At 59.5% G+C, this 14,248-nt stretch carries 14 protein-coding genes; 8 read left to right on the plus strand and 6 right to left on the minus strand.

All coding sequences use genetic code 11. The features are described from left to right. Positions 1–108: 108 nt before the first annotated feature. From R2676_RS04640 to R2676_RS04660, 5 genes are read right to left on the minus strand one after another with little or no spacing between them, the layout of a single operon-like run. Positions 109–687, minus strand: a complete 579-nt coding sequence (locus tag R2676_RS04640) for a hypothetical protein (protein WP_316856887.1) — start codon at positions 685–687, stop codon at positions 109–111. A gap of 59 nt (positions 688–746) precedes the next feature. Then, positions 747–1,019, minus strand: coding sequence for a hypothetical protein (locus tag R2676_RS04645; RefSeq protein WP_206273956.1), 273 nt, complete (start codon positions 1,017–1,019; stop codon positions 747–749). A 45-nt stretch (positions 1,020–1,064) separates the two neighbouring features. Continuing rightward, positions 1,065–1,880, minus strand: a complete 816-nt coding sequence (locus R2676_RS04650; protein WP_316887226.1) for a hypothetical protein — start codon at positions 1,878–1,880, stop codon at positions 1,065–1,067. Between the two features lie 11 nt (positions 1,881–1,891). Continuing rightward, on the minus strand, positions 1,892–2,632 hold the full coding sequence (locus R2676_RS04655) for a metallophosphoesterase family protein (RefSeq protein ID WP_206273957.1): 741 nt from the start codon (positions 2,630–2,632) through the stop codon (positions 1,892–1,894). Positions 2,633–2,640: 8 nt separating this feature from the next. Further along, a complete protein-coding gene (locus R2676_RS04660) occupies positions 2,641–4,014 on the minus strand; it encodes a hypothetical protein (protein WP_316856884.1) in 1,374 nt (457 codons plus the stop codon). Positions 4,015–4,407: 393 nt separating this feature from the next. Here R2676_RS04660 and R2676_RS04665 point away from each other — a divergent pair, with 393 nt between their 5' ends. From R2676_RS04665 to R2676_RS04690, 6 genes are all read left to right on the plus strand, one after another. Further along, the gene (locus tag R2676_RS04665; protein ID WP_206273959.1) at positions 4,408–5,394 is read left to right on the plus strand and encodes a restriction endonuclease; all 987 of its coding nucleotides are present in this window, start codon (positions 4,408–4,410) and stop codon (positions 5,392–5,394) included. Between the two features lie 41 nt (positions 5,395–5,435). Next, complete coding sequence (locus R2676_RS04670) at positions 5,436–5,642, plus strand: AlbA family DNA-binding domain-containing protein (protein WP_316887227.1); 207 nt, start codon at positions 5,436–5,438, stop codon at positions 5,640–5,642. Positions 5,643–5,677: 35 nt separating this feature from the next. Continuing rightward, on the plus strand, positions 5,678–7,456 hold the full coding sequence (locus tag R2676_RS04675) for an ATP-binding protein (protein ID WP_316887228.1): 1,779 nt from the start codon (positions 5,678–5,680) through the stop codon (positions 7,454–7,456). Positions 7,457–7,857: 401 nt separating this feature from the next. Next, positions 7,858–8,142 (plus strand): hypothetical protein, encoded by a 285-nt coding sequence (locus R2676_RS04680; RefSeq protein ID WP_316856883.1) that lies wholly within the window; start codon positions 7,858–7,860, stop codon positions 8,140–8,142. 991 nt (positions 8,143–9,133) lie between these two features. Continuing rightward, entirely contained in the window at positions 9,134–10,687 is a 1,554-nt protein-coding gene (locus tag R2676_RS04685) for a methyl-accepting chemotaxis protein (RefSeq protein ID WP_206273961.1), read from the plus strand. 23 nt (positions 10,688–10,710) lie between these two features. Further along, positions 10,711–11,226, plus strand: a complete 516-nt coding sequence (locus R2676_RS04690) for a GAF domain-containing protein (protein WP_206273962.1) — start codon at positions 10,711–10,713, stop codon at positions 11,224–11,226. A gap of 130 nt (positions 11,227–11,356) precedes the next feature. On the opposite strand, the gene R2676_RS04695 is transcribed toward R2676_RS04690, so the two are convergent. Further along, positions 11,357–11,773, minus strand: a complete 417-nt coding sequence (locus tag R2676_RS04695) for a helix-turn-helix domain-containing protein (protein ID WP_206274006.1) — start codon at positions 11,771–11,773, stop codon at positions 11,357–11,359. Positions 11,774–12,196: 423 nt separating this feature from the next. On the opposite strand from R2676_RS04695, the gene R2676_RS04700 reads away from it, so the two are divergent. Further along, complete coding sequence (locus R2676_RS04700; protein ID WP_206273963.1) at positions 12,197–13,222, plus strand: helix-turn-helix domain-containing protein; 1,026 nt, start codon at positions 12,197–12,199, stop codon at positions 13,220–13,222. 420 nt (positions 13,223–13,642) lie between these two features. Further along, positions 13,643–14,188 (plus strand): hypothetical protein, encoded by a 546-nt coding sequence (locus R2676_RS04705; protein WP_206273964.1) that lies wholly within the window; start codon positions 13,643–13,645, stop codon positions 14,186–14,188. Positions 14,189–14,248: the final 60 nt, after the last annotated feature.

Raw genomic sequence — 14,248 nt, forward strand, 5'->3', positions numbered from 1 at the left:
TTCATGCGCGGCAGGCGGTGGCGTGGGCGGGTGGCCGGGCGTCATTATAAGTTTGTCGGGTGACACCTCGCCGCATTTGCAAGCGATGGCCGGAGCAAATGACGTTCCTCAAACACGCCGGAGCAGCGTCATCCCCTCCAACCGGCTCACCCCCGCAAAACCCATTGGCACACTAGAGAACAACGGCGTTGGCCCGGCCAGCCAGCGGCACAGCGGAAAGTCTGTGAAGCTGCCCCGCACCACGTCTTGCGGCTGCAAGTCCACGTCCAGTTCAAGCTCCCAGCCTGCGGCAATGGCGAACCTGTCAGCCGCACGGCTGACGGCTTTGGCTGCGTCCACTAGGTGGGGCTCCAGTTGTGCGAGCGGCAAATTCAGTGGCACAGGCAGCGACACCACATAGCTCGCCCGCAGGCCGTTGCTTTCCGTATGGATGCTGCTGCGGGTGCCGTCGAGCACTGCCACCCGGTCGCCATACACGAAGAGCAGTTCGTGCTTGCCGGCCTGTTCTTCAAGCAGGCGCGGCGCTGCGGACCACGCTTCGCATTCCGATGCCCCGGTCGCGTAGTTGATGCGGAAGACCTCCTGCGGCTCGCCAAAGAACCGGGCGAAGGCCGTCGCCAATGCGGAGACGGTCGTCAGCCGATCTGCGGGCGATGTCGCGCGCTCCAGCACGATGGCGACATTCATGTGCTCGGGCATGGCGTGGGAGATTGGGTGGGCGTGTGTGGGACGTTGTTGGTGGCGGCTTACTTCTTCTCGTATTTCTCGTACGGCGCTACGTACTTCTCATACGACGTAAAAACGTCTTCGATCATGGAAAGGTTCGGTACGAAGACATAGCCGATCACGCCCAAGATGCATCGGCCGATATTGCCCGTGTGTTGCCAGATCATGTAGGACGCGATCGCAAACACGACCCACGCTACCAGCATCCACACGAGGCGCCATCGATACGCCGTGTATTGCTCGCGCCTCATCTTGGACGTCGGTGGCAACTTCTCCATCAGGGCTTTGAGCATGGTTGCCTCCGCACCACTGCTGATTCAAACGGTGATTCCCCGCTATTACGCAGAGGGAGCAACCGGTGTTTGGTCTCCGTCTGTTGAACTCGCAGGACCCGCAACCAACGCCCGCCGCCGCAGCAAGAACACGATGGCCCCGACCGGAATACCGAAGCTCAAGATGAGCGGTGCGTACGGACCCGCGGTATAGGCGCCGGCGCCCGGTATGGCGAAGCTAAAGAGTTGGAAGCTGAGGTCGCCGGTTGTCCAGTTGAAGAAGAACCGCGTAATGCCGAGCGCAACGAACAGCAGCCAAAGCCACTTACGCTTGGCAATCGGTGTGCGGAAGCAAAGCACTAGCACGTAAAGCTCGAACAACGCGATGCCAATCACCAGCCCGAGCACGAAGTAGTGCGCAAAGCCTTTGCCAGCGAACTTGAAGGCATTGGTTTCGCGCAGTGACTGCTTTTCGAGATAGGCGTGCATGCCAACAATGCGGAGTTGCGCATCCTTCCTTTGCAGCATGACGTTCGTGAGCAGCCACGCGTTGGGGTACTCGTATTCGTAAGTCAGGTTGTAGGTCGTAACGCCGTTGCGCGTGTTGGTCTGTGTGCCCACGAGGCTGACGCTCTTGGGCTGGGCCGATGGAAACGCATTGGCCATCTTTTCTAGCGTGTCTCGCGTGTCCGGCGTTTTGAGGCCGGGATCAAGTTGGCTATCGAGCCAGCCGAAGTTTTTGGCAATCAGCTCAGAAAGCGCGCGTTGAGCGATGGCGGATTCCTCTTTTGGAGCGAACTTCTCAATCATGGCTTGCTGGTTGCAGCCTGCAAACAGCGCGAGCACAATGAGTACGAGCAAGAGTTTTTTGTAGAGACGCATATCAAGTTTCCTTAGCCCTTTACCCTGCCCGTGCGCAACGCAACCGCCCAATCCGGCCGGCCCCGCTGCTCCGCAATTGCCGCCGCGTCGTCCCACGCGTATTCAACCGCACGGAACTCGGCCGTCCATTCACCTGCCTGTTCAGTCACGATGGCATAGCGCGCATGCGGGCTGCCGGTTTCAATCGTGTGGGCAAACGGATAGGCATCGCTGTAGGCCTGCAGGCCGACGCTGCCCGGGTTGACGATAAAGCGGCCGTCCGCCAGCTTCATCGCGCGTGGCATATGGGTGTGCCCACACAGCACGAGCTTTGCGTCGACATCTTCGGCGCGAAAGAGCACTTCATCGTGCGTTGCCGCGCGGCAATCTTTCTCAGAAAGCGATTCGAGAAAGTAGGTCTGGTCGTCCTGGGCCGACCCGTGAACGAGGAGAACATCGTCTTCGATGTACCGGAGCACCGGCAGGCGTGCAAACCACGCGAGCTGGTCGGGCCTCAACTGCTCAAATGCGTATCGGTCGGACGCGCCCATGCGTGATGGGTCGCCCGCCAGAACCTGCCTTTCATGATTGCCGCGAATGGTCGGCAGATTCAGCGCCATCAACCGATCCACCGTTTCGCGCGGTTGCAGCGGGCCAGACGCAATATCGCCCAAGTTCACGATCAGATCGACGCCCTGGGCCTGAATGTCTTCCAGCACTGCGTCCAGCGCAGCGAGGTTGCCGTGAATATCGGAGAGGGCGGCGATTCTCATGGGATGCCCTACTCGAACTTCACATCATGAATGACGATTTCGTTCTTGCCATATTGGTTCTGAACGGAAAGGACGGATTCCAGCTGATAGTCCGTCAACCAGACGGTATGGAGTTCTGTGACCCCACCTTTAGCGGAGGTCATCTTGCAATGCAGGTCAATGGCCGCGCCAGTCAGCTTTGCAAAAACGGTCGAGGCTTGTCTCTCTCCCCCGACGGTGCAGACACGCTCTTTTTCGCCCCGGAAGTCCGGCTGAGGAAATGGGACGCGCAGCGTCATGCCTTCCTTGAGCGGCGTGTTTGCCGCCACGACCGCGGCTTGCTCCAGCTGGTTAGCCTGAGATGCGTTGATTCTCGACTCCACGAAGTGCGACCGCAGTGTTGCCAGGCCATAACCGAGCCCAAGCTCGGTCCAGTCGACGTCACCTGACGCCACAGTGGGAGCCGTAAATGCAGCCAAGACGCCATTGTTTCGCCGGTTGATGACCGTGCTGGTCAATCGTTGCGAGGTTGTTGTCTCTCCCTTGCTGATGACTTCCAAATCAAACACCGCACGTTTGAACGGAAGCGGCCGGCTGCCATCCGCTGGCAGGCTGCTGCGAATTGACTCAGGCAGAACGCGCTCGTCAAAGGCTTCGTTCAAATACGTCTCGGGTTGCCGGAGCACCATTCGTGGGGCAGAAGGGTGCAGGTCCAACACGCGAAGCAAGGCTAGCGATGCCCGGTCTTGCTTCGGCTTGGGCGTGGCCAGCACGTGGTCGATCATCAGCGGAATCTGCTCGCATAGCGTCGGGGGAGGCGTGCGCACCCCGTTTTCGTCGAGCTTGAACGCCGTACGCAAATACTTGTGGGTTTCCAGCTTTTCTTCGATCGTGCCCCCGGTGTCCGTTTCGTCATCGGACGCCTCGTGTAGCGCCCTGATCTCAATTGTGTCGAGCATGGCCTGCAGCGCTTGGGGCGACATCTTGTGCATGAACTCCATGGAGCCGTCTTCCTTCATCGCGTCCAAATACACCTTGCAGTCGGTGGGTGTGGCCGTGACCATGGTTCTCATCAACGCCAAGGTGCGCAACCGCTCGGCGGCTGACAGCTTTTCCTCCGCCATGGACGGCTCACTGAAGCTCTGTATCCGCTCGCTCAGCTTGGAGTTGCTCGACATTGCTCTCTTCACGAACCGCAGCATGATTTGACCTTGCTCGGATGCTGGGTCGAAGCCCAGCGAAGAGACCACCTTCTCCTGAACGGCGGAGCAATCGCATTTGCTCCGCTTTTTTACTGGGCTGGGCGATGGTTTGTTCGGGGCGGATGGTGCGTTGTCAGCTGCATAAGCTGAAACAGAGAGGGCGCAGACCAGCGCCAGGACAGATTTCTTGTAGAGGTTCATCAACGTTTGGGCCGTCTTTTTATTGGTGGGTTGGTTGATGCGCCGGATTACCTGCCTGTGTCCGGTCGTTGTGTGCAAATGCGGTGCCGCATCGTACCCGAGAGTATTTGCGGGAGTAAGTGCAAACCATCGCGACCAAGGGCCTCCGCTCGCCCATCCATATGCGCAATTTTTAATTCAGATTTTTACCAAATATAAATCTGGCTCCGGGCTTCGATATTGATCGGCCCCCACCTCAAAATCCACCAAAAACCCCAACCAAACGGGGGCAGCACAATCCCGGTGCATCGCTTATGCTGTTTCCCAATAAAAAACGGCGCTCCGATTTGAAGCGGATTATCAGAGAAAGCGCCTAGTCCTAAATATCTAAAAGCATTAGGCCGGGGGCAGTGCATGGGGCGGAGGAGAAAACAACCATCCACCAGCGACGTACTCCTGTCGCTGCCATGGTGGGTGCTGGCGATTGGCGCGGGCGCCAGTTACCTGATTTTTCACAACATCCTTCCGGGCGCGTTTGCGGCCAACCCGATATTGAGCGGCGTCGGCATGCTGGCGCACGGGCTGGCCTGGATGCCTGCGTTGCTGCTCGGCTTCTTTGCCGTGCTGTCGTACCTGCGGGAGCGCAGCCAGCAGGCCGATGCCCGGCTCGGCCCCCCGCGCACGGAGCCCACCGGGCGAATCCGCCCGCCAAAGGCGCCACCCCAGGCCGCGCGCAACGTTGCGGGCAGCAACACGCCCAACCCGCCTCATCCGCCCAATCCCACTCGCAATCCCCCCACGCCCTCACAAGCCGCCACGCCGGCAGAACCCGCCGCGCCCCAAAGCTGGACGCTGGAGGCCATCCAGTCGCTCGAGTGGAAGCGGTTCGAGCTGCTGTGCGTGCAGTACTACGAGCAGATGGGGTTCACGGTGAAGACGGTGCCGCACGGCCCAGACGGCGGCATTGACGCCACGCTGTACAAGGCTGGCCTTGACGCGCCCGTGGCGGTGGTCCAGTGCAAGGCGTGGTCCAAGCCCGTGAAGGTGGAGCAGGTTCGGGCGCTGGGCGGCTCCATGCTGGCGCACAAGGTCAAGCGGGGCGTGTTCTGGTCTTTGTCCGGTTATATCGGCAACCCGGTGCAGGAGTTTTCCGAGCTTGCCGGCATCCAGCTATTGGACGGGCCGGCGGTGCTGGAGCGCATCCGCGCGCTGGCCGAAGACAAGCAGGCTGCGCTGCTGGCCAAGGCGTTTGAGGGGGATTACCGGACGCCCTCGTGCCCCGCTTGCGGCGTGAAGCTTGTGGTGCGGAATGGGAAGAGTGGGGCGTTTTGGGGGTGCAGCAATTACCGGACGGGGTGTCGGTATACGTTGCAGATGCCGCAAACAGAATTGCTGAGGTAATGTACTCTGCGTGAGAAGCAAGTCAGGAAATTGGAGCGAATGTGAATCTAATTGATCTCAAAGAACTAGCCACACGTGAAAGCGAGCGTGTTGAATGGAAGGAAAACGTAGCCGATATACCGGATCTCGTTAGGACTGCCTGTGCATTTGCAAATGATTACTCCAATCTTGGTGGCGGATACATTGTTTGCGGTGCGGCAGAAAAAAAGATGAACATGGATTCCAATCGGTCGATCTTGTCGGATTGACTTCCTCTAGGCTGCGAGAAATCGAAGGCCAATTAATGGCACATTGCCGCGAGAAAATTGACCCACCTGTTACGCCGGTCGTACGCGAAGAGCGAATCGATGGTGCTGAAGATCGGCGGGTACTGATTTTCGTCATTCCTTCAACGGGTCATGCCCATTCCTATCGATCTGATGGAAAGGACTCGTCACGCTATTGGGTCCGTATTGGGCGCGAGACTCGTGAGGCACGAGACGCGCTATTAAGGGAATTGCTGGTCAGTAAAGGCCAGTTGCCCCCTTGGGATCGCAGAGCTGCGCGAGATGCTGATAAAGAAGAAATTGACTTGGTTGCTCTCCGAGACACGTTTCAGAGAATGGGGTTATGGGATCCGCAAAGATCAATTGAGGACTTTCTATCCTCGAAAGAAGCGGTGTCCCCCTTCGTCCCTCCGTTGCTGACTCCGGATGAAGGTAGAGGAGAGAGGCCGAGAAACTTTTCTCTTTTATTATTTGGTAGAAACATTCTTAAGTATATTCCTGGCGCACATATCGTTTTCTCTGTTTATAGGGGAAAGGATAGGAGTGAACCCACGGCAGAAAGATACGAGATGATCGGTAATGTCGTAGACCAAACTAGAAAAGTTATTGAGCAATTGAATGCCGAGGCTTATGTAGCATATGACAAAGAAAGCGCTGTTCCAAATCAAAGCAAGTACCCAATTCGGGCGTTGCAAGAAGCGGTTGTGAACGCAATTGTTCATAGAGATTATGAAGTCGATCAGCCGGTTAGAGTCACGGTATTTTCGGATCGTGTCGAGATCGCTTCTCCAGGGGCATTGCCAAGAGCTATAGACGAGGAACGGTTTAGGAGCGGACGCGCAGCGCCATTTTGGCAGAATCAAGCGCTTGCTTATTTCTTCTCTAAGTTGCAATTTGCGCAGGCGGAAGGCCAGGGTATTCCGACAATTATTCGGACAATGCACGAAGAAGGGTGCCCTCCGCCATCATTTGTAATAGAGCCGGGGAGGGTAACTTGTGTTCTTCCGGCGCATCCACGGCATGCGATTCTTCGAGAATTGAAGGCCATCGAGAATAAGATAATTATTGGTAGAAACGACGAGGCAATGAATCAGTTAGAGGCCTTGTTGGATGCTGATCCAAGCAACTTTAGAGCGCTGGAATTGTTCAGCCAGGCATCGATTGCGGAGGGGAGTAGCCGCCGTTTTCTAGTTTTCATAAAGAAGCATCTTGAAACTATCAAGAACACAAGTAATGCGTCTACTCTTCTAACTATCTCGGAAGCTCTGATTGCATTGGATGGCGATTCGGATGCTCACAAGGTCGCTGAGCTTTTGAACTCCATCGCTGGTAGCAGAAGTCTTGAGGCTAATGAGGTGCGTAGGGCGGCAATAAATCTTCGAAAGCTAAAAGATGACGATAAGGCGATTGATTTGATAGAAAGGATGTTTCAGAAAGAGCCCTCTCTCAGGCGAGACGCTATGCTTTTGCAGTTGTGTGGAAAGGCAAAAATTGATCTGGCTAAAAAGTGCATAGAAAAAGCAAGGGACCGTGATGCTCCAAAAAATCTTAAATCCCGTGCTTGGGATTTGTGTAGAGATTATCTTTCGCAGGCAGAAAGGGATTTTCATGCTGCGATGGAGTTTGCTAGTGGCACCGAGCGCGAGTATCTGGAGAGAGATTTGGAGTTTTTGAACTATATGCAGCAGGTTTCCAAAAAGCCGGTTCAGCCGGCCTCAAACCGTCCAGACGGGAGGAGTGTGGAACAAAGGCTCGCGAGCAGATTTAAGGTAAAGAACGCAGGAAGAAACAAGTAAATCTACTTTGGTTTAAGAGGGCTTGTCACCATAGTCGGGCGGATGTTGCCCGATTATTGCTTGCCCGCTAAACTCCCCCCCGCTGCGGCAACAACCGCAGTCGAGACTGCAATCTCGATCGATCCGTCCGGAAGAAACATCAAGTTTCTACCGCTGCTGTCGTTCGCCCCTACGGGCGGGCCTCGGCAGGGAGGGCTTAGGCCCTGCCGTCTTGATGGATCGTCGGTATTGCAGACCTTGTCGTGTGCCCGCCCACCCTCACAGGTGGGTGGCTCCTCACTCAAACCAGAGGGCAAGACAATGGATCAACCGACCCAAGCTGTACCCATCCCACGCGGGCATCGCCCCGCACACTGTCAGTTCACCAGCATCGCGCAGCGGCCTCCGTCCGGAGGTGTCCGATGAAAGTGAACATCAATGAGAACCTCCTGTACGCACAGGGCGCCTTGGCCGCCAAGGAATATCTGCACAAAGCGCAGATGGATATGAAGATGCACCGCAGGTTTCAGCCACCGACGTTGCGCCTTCATCAGCAGTTCTACTTGAAGGACAAGGCCCTCGAATTCCAGGCCGGCTTTATGGACGCGATCGGGGCGTTCATTCTCAGCTCGCTGGATGGCATCACGGTGGATCTGTTCCGGTGGGATGTTCTGAGCGTGCTTCAGCGCGCAAACCGTAAGAAATAACTAAAACAGCAGTAACGCGACCCCGAGACGGGCGGGGGCGCTATGTCGGGGCACAACGCCCAACCCTTCGCGTACCGAGCCCAAAGGGCCGAACGTGACTCTCCAAGGCCCGACCGCCGAGGTCTGAGGCCCAAACGCCGAGCGCCAACATCCAAGCGCCGCTCGCAGACATCCAAATTTTCGACCTCAAACACGCGCGCGCCGAGCGTAGACACCCGCGTGCCGACCTCAAACAGTCGAACGCCGAGGTCAGAAGGCCATGCGCCGCTGTCCGAGGCCCGATACATCGGAGCTTTGAGACCCGAACGCCGAGCTCAGAGCTCGGAACGTGGAGCTCAGAGCTCGGAACGTGGAGCTCAGAGCTCGGAACGTGGAGCTCAGAGCTCGGAAGGTGGAGCTCAGAGCTCGGAACGTGAAGCTCAGAGCTCGGAGGATGGAGCTCAGAGCTCCGAACATGAAGCCCAGAACCCCGCGCCTGCAGTTCTGAACGCCGAAAAAGCCGCCGCAAGCCCCCGCGCCAACAGCGGTCGGCGTAGTTCCCCGGAAGACACAGCCGCAGCTGCCGTGTAAGCGTCGCGTAATGTTATATAGCGCGCTATTTGTTATGACGGCCCGAAAGTGCGCCAGGCAGCCCAGCGTTGCGCCGCGAAAACGTTCTCTATGGACCCGATACGCAGAATTCATCGCCGGCCTCTACCTTAAATGGAGTAGGTGGAGTCCCTCGCCGCTGCCCGCTGCACCGGCTTTGTGCCAAAAAACCCAGGCTAACCCCCGCGCCAGGGGGGTGCAGGAAACGACCGCCCGGCCGTAGCGCCCGCCGCAGATCGTTATAGACCGCAACAAAACGCGCGTACGTGTTCTGGTCGTGCTCGCTTTCCGCAAGGATTAACTATTTCGGAGTAGACAACTTTGCCCGAACAACCATCACGGAAGCCCTTTACGCTCCAGCAAAACAAGCTTCATACAGAAGCACTTTTGAGCGGGGAGCTCCATGACGGTAAAGGCAAAACTCATCAGCGCATTCGGTGCGCTGGCACTCCTGGTGGCCGTGGTGGCCGGCATCAGTTGTTATCAGCTGAATGCCCTTGGCGGGCAGTTCGGAGATTTTGAAAGCGGCGTGTACCGCAGAACAATGCTCGCGCATTCGGTCAGGGCGGCGGTGGAGGCCCGTGCCGTTGCGGTGCGCAACTTGGTCTTGGCGTCTAACGAACAAGATCGGCTGAAGGAAGCGGACGCCGCTGAAAAAGCGCATGCCGACGTGCAGCAACGGCTCGCGCAGCTGGAGTACGAAGCCAAGACCAGCACCACCTCAACGGATGAGACCCGACGCTTTGTCGAAGGCATCCGCGCGGTGGAAAACAAGTACGGCCCGGTTGCCGTAGACATCGTGAAACTCGGCCGTGCCGGGCAGCGCGACGCCGCTATCGACAAGATCAATCGCGATTGCGTGCCGCTGCTCGCCGCGCTCGGCGAGGCCGTTCGCGCTTTCGACGAGTTCGTGGTCAAGCGGTCAAGCGAAGCCGTGGAGAACGCGCGGTCCTATGCGGTGGCTGGTGTGCGGGTCGGCATTGGCGCGGGGCTGTTTGGCCTGGTGTTGGCCAGTGTGCTGGGGTTCGCGATTGCCCGCAGCCTGCTCCGCCAGCTCGGCGCAGAACCGGTGGCGCTGGCGGACGCTGCAACGCGCATCGCGGGCGGTGATTTCCGCGCAAAGGCGGGCTTTGAAGATGCGCATCCGGGCAGTGTGCTGGCCTCCATGAAGACGATCTGCGATGGTCTAGGCACGCTCATCGGCCAGATTGGCGAAGCGGCGCACTCCGTTTCGGCAGGCTCCACGCAAATTGCCAGCGGCAATGTTGATCTGTCAGGCCGAACGGAAGAGCAGGCCTCCGCGCTTGAAGAGATGGCTTCTAGCATGGAAGAACTGACCACCACCGTGCAACAGAATGCGGCCCACGCGCAGCAGGCGGCAGCGCTGGCAACCAACGCGTCGAGCATCGCGCAACAGGGCAGCGCAGACGTGGGCGATGTGGTCAGCGTCATCAACAAGATCAGCGACGGCTCTGCCCGCATCGGCGAGATCACGGGCCTCATCGAGGGCATTGCCTTCCAGACCAACATCCTGGCCTTGAACGCAGCGGTGGAAGCAGCGCGCGCCGGCGAACAAGGGCGCGGCTTTGCCGTGGTGGCAAGCGAGGTGCGCGCGTTGGCGCAGCGCTCTTCCACGGCGGCCAAGGAAATCAAGGAACTCATTGAATCGTCGCGCGCGCACGTCAAGGAAGGCGCCATCGTGGCCGACCGCGCCGGCAAGACGATGGAATCGGTCACGACTTCCGTCGCCTCTGTGACCACGCTGATCGAAGAAATTGCAGCGGCGTGCACGGAGCAAAGCCAAGGCATCGCACAGGTTCACATTGCCGTGTCAGAGATGGATGAAATGACACAGCGCAACGCCGCGCTTGTTGAGGAGGCTGCGGCCGCGTCGCAAGCGCTTGAAGAACAGGGTAAGGCGCTCGCCCAATCGGTGCAGAGCTTCCAGGTCGCATAAGAGACCGCCCCAAGGAGACACGAATGACTGACCATTCAGCAGACGCACGTGAAAGCGCGCGCGTAGAAGCGGTGTTGGCCTGCGGCATTCTCGACACCGCAGACGACCCCAAATTCGACCGGCTTACGCGGCTTGCCTGCCATGCGTTGGGCGTACCGATGGCGCTGGTTTCGATTGTTGACGACCGGCGCCAGTGGTTCAAATCCCGCCACGGATTGGACGCACGGGAGACACCCCGCCAATGGGCGTTCTGCAACTACGCCATCCAGGGCACGGAGCCGTTCATCGTGGAAGACGCGGCAGCTGATCCGCTGTTTGCGAACAACCCATTGGTGACGGGCCACCCGTTCATCCGCTTTTACGCGGGCGCACCGTTGTTCGATCGATCTGGCTACGCGCTGGGCACGTTGTGCGTGCTCGATGTCGTGCCCAGGCGCATCGACGCCGCACAGATTGCTGTCCTTCAAGACCTCGCCCACTTCTGCTCGCACATCATCACGTCGGATGCGGACGCCAGCGCGTCGGCCGTGGCGGCGTAGTGAGTGCCTGATCCGTTTTCAGAATTTTCCCGCGGTCCGCTCGGCCCCACCGGTGTGGACCTTCCGCTCGCCAACGTCGCGAGCTTTTTTTTTGGATGCGCGATCCGTGCGTCCGCGTGGCTTACCTCGCCTACCGGCTCCGCTGATAAATCGTCGCCAGCTCAGTGCGGTTTCGCGCCCCCATGCGCACGAGCAGTTGGCGCATGTGGCTTTTGACGGTTTCCACGCTGATGTGCAGCCGTTCCGCAATCTCGGAGTTCGACCGGCCGCACACCACCTCTTGAAGCACGTCGCACTGGCGGCGGGTGAGGGGCCTGGACTGAGGCTTGGGCTCCCGCGCGGCGGGCGATGTGCTGGCTGCCATGCCGCTTGCCAGCATCGGCCCTTGCAATGCGCCGCTCAGCATCTGCTGGACGTCTTCCAGCGCCATCGGCTGCAGCTTGGGCTGTGAAGGCAGCCAGTTCCAGGTGCAGTCGTTGAGGAGCGATGTGTCCAGGAAGATGACGGCCAGCGATGAGGAGGGAACCGAGTCCCAACGCGCAACCATGGCAGTCGATGCAAGGCCGGGGCGGCATAAGTCCGGCGGACTGGTCGACGTGAGTAGTGGCGCTGGCATGTGGGTCCCCCGGAAAAACACAATGCAACTTCAACAGTTAAAGCGGCGGGGTGCCGGCTCGTAGCCGCATGCATTCCTCCGCAGGCGCACTATCGCAAAACCCGGCGGCGGGCAACCATCGCTATCCTTAGCGATGGTCAGCGGGGTGCCGGTGCGCTACGTGGGTGGGCCAGATCCTGCTTTGGGCTGAAACCGGCCGCGCTTGGCACCACGTCAGTGCATCGGCTATAGCCCCGCGCCGTCATGCCGATAGAGCTCCGATAGAGCGGTTTGGTTTTGCACGGACATGCGTGACCGGATCAGCACAACGAATTCGCAGACTCAAGACCCGGCAGCAAGCCGGCCCAGCGATTGATGGATCTCTCCACAGCAGAATTGCGCGCGCTGCTCGATATCACGGGGCGTCTTCACGAGCCCTCGAGCCGCAGCCTTGTTGAACGCCCCGAACTGGCCCAAAAGCTCGGGGCGCTGCTGCATGTGGATCTGATGGCGCAGTTGTTCTGGTGGCCGGGCGGCGCACATCACCCGCATTCCAGCGCCTTGTGGGGCCGGGACCAGGGGATGCGCGTGGAATATCGGCACTACTTTCACGCGGTCGATTGCATTGCGGAGCTGCTGCAAGACAGCGTTGAACCGGTGGTGATCGAACGGAAGATCGCCCGCTCGGAATGGGGCCGCTCGGAGTACTTCACCGACTATCTCTGCCGGCATCAGGCGTATCCGGGCATCAGCCTGCGCCTGCCCGATGCCAACGGCATGCTGCTCGACTATCGATTCAGCACCAGCGACCCGAAGAAGCAGTTTGGCGACCGAGAGACCTTGCTGCTCAACCTGTTGAAGCCGCATCTGCTGAATGCCCAGCAGCTGCGCGTGATCCAGGAAGAGGCGGACGTTGTTGCCGATGCCGAGATGCACATGCCGACGTTTGTGCTGGACGGCACGTCGCCACCGCAGCCCAACACCAAGGCGCGCGCCATCATGGCCGGCGTCAGCAGTGAGGAGCGTGACGCGCTTTATGCCGAATTGGCCGCAGTGGCCAACGGGGCGCGCGGCGGGCAGTGGAACGGCTTCGGCTTGTGTGTGGAACGCCCGGCCGAGGACGGCAACGCCGCGCCGGTGGTTCGGGTGCATCTGCTCGCGCGCGTGGTGGGCTCGTCTGCGTGGTTCCAGCAGCGGTTTGGCGTGACTGCGCGCGAAGGCGAGGTCTGCCACCTGATGCTCAAGGGCATGTCAGACAAGCAGATCGCCCTGGCGCTGAACATCAGCTACTGGACGGTGCGCACGCACGTGGGCCACATCATGAGAAAGGTGGGCGTGGACTCGCGCTGCGCCATCGGCCTTGCCGCGCTCAACGCCAACGCAAGCGACACACCCAAGTAATCGGCGCGCATGCAGCAAGGTGTCTGCAAGGTGGCGGCAAGGTGTGCCGCGCAGGCAACAGTGTGTTGGCCGGAAATTCAACCATCCTCAAAGGCCGGCCGGTGCCGGGGTGGCGCCGAGCATTGCCCGCCGCTGATGTCCGGCAACCCCCAAACAAGAAAAGAAAAAGCCCCGAGGTGGTCAATCCCCGGGGCTCCCGACCACTTTCTTCACGGAGGCTCGTGAACAGATGGCTACGGGCGAGTCTACCGATGTGCCTCAAGCCGGCATGCGTTGGTGAGAATAATTGAGGAATGCGTATCGCCGCGCAGCGTGGCAGTCAGCGCCTCACGCACCGGCGCGCTGCAGCGCATGGGCATGATGGTTGCGGCACCTCCAGCGCTTCTCACAGCAAGCAAAGCGAGCACAGGAGGATACGCAATGCATTGGATCGATCCTGAAAGTCTTCCGGAAGTCCGCGGCACGGTCCGCAACTTCCTTCTCAACCCTGAGGGCGATGTCGACGGTTTTGTGCTGGGTGGCCGCACACTTCGGCAGGTTCACGTGCCGCCGCATCTGTCGCGTCATCTGGCCCGGCATGTCGCGCCGGGCGACAAAGTCCGCATACGCGGGGTGAAGCCGCGCGGCGCCGACATGATCGCCGCGATCTCGCTCACCACAGAGAGCGGCAAGGTCATCCTCGATGAAGGCCCGCCGGCCAAGGGTGATAAGCCCGCCAAACGCACCGGTGCGCGCCGGCCGATGGAAGCCACGGGGCAGGTGAAGCTGTCGCTCTTTGGCCCGAAGGGCGAACTGCGCGGCGCGTTGCTGGACGACGGCACCTCGTTGCGCATGCCACCCCATGCGGCAGCAGAGCTGGCGTCTTACCTCACACCCGGTGCGCACGTGCATGCGTGGGGGCAGGGCTTGAAGAACAAGTTCGGCCGGACACTCGAAGTGGACGAGATTGCCGAAGTGGTGGAGTGAACGGCTCGCAAGGCGGCGCTGGCTTTCTTTTGCTGGGTGGGCCCTGATCCCTGTGATGCC

It is taken from the genome of Ralstonia flatus, assembly GCF_958439105.1.
In the GTDB taxonomy this organism is placed as follows: domain Bacteria; phylum Pseudomonadota; class Gammaproteobacteria; order Burkholderiales; family Burkholderiaceae; genus Ralstonia; species Ralstonia flatus.

Coding starts and splice junctions, on each gene's coding strand:
- R2676_RS04700 (WP_206273963.1), top strand. CDS start 12,197: ATGGATCTCTCCACAGCAGAATTGCGCGCGCTGCTCGATATCACGGGG.
- R2676_RS04650 (WP_316887226.1), bottom strand. CDS start 1,880: ATGCGTCTCTACAAAAAACTCTTGCTCGTACTCATTGTGCTCGCGCTG.
- R2676_RS04645 (WP_206273956.1), bottom strand. CDS start 1,019: ATGCTCAAAGCCCTGATGGAGAAGTTGCCACCGACGTCCAAGATGAGG.
- R2676_RS04695 (WP_206274006.1), bottom strand. CDS start 11,773: ATGGTTGCGCGTTGGGACTCGGTTCCCTCCTCATCGCTGGCCGTCATC.
- R2676_RS04680 (WP_316856883.1), top strand. CDS start 7,858: ATGAAAGTGAACATCAATGAGAACCTCCTGTACGCACAGGGCGCCTTG.
- R2676_RS04640 (WP_316856887.1), bottom strand. CDS start 687: ATGAATGTCGCCATCGTGCTGGAGCGCGCGACATCGCCCGCAGATCGG.
- R2676_RS04660 (WP_316856884.1), bottom strand. CDS start 4,014: ATGAACCTCTACAAGAAATCTGTCCTGGCGCTGGTCTGCGCCCTCTCT.
- R2676_RS04655 (WP_206273957.1), bottom strand. CDS start 2,632: ATGAGAATCGCCGCCCTCTCCGATATTCACGGCAACCTCGCTGCGCTG.
- R2676_RS04690 (WP_206273962.1), top strand. CDS start 10,711: ATGACTGACCATTCAGCAGACGCACGTGAAAGCGCGCGCGTAGAAGCG.
- R2676_RS04705 (WP_206273964.1), top strand. CDS start 13,643: ATGCATTGGATCGATCCTGAAAGTCTTCCGGAAGTCCGCGGCACGGTC.
- R2676_RS04685 (WP_206273961.1), top strand. CDS start 9,134: ATGACGGTAAAGGCAAAACTCATCAGCGCATTCGGTGCGCTGGCACTC.
- R2676_RS04665 (WP_206273959.1), top strand. CDS start 4,408: ATGGGGCGGAGGAGAAAACAACCATCCACCAGCGACGTACTCCTGTCG.
- R2676_RS04675 (WP_316887228.1), top strand. CDS start 5,678: ATGGCACATTGCCGCGAGAAAATTGACCCACCTGTTACGCCGGTCGTA.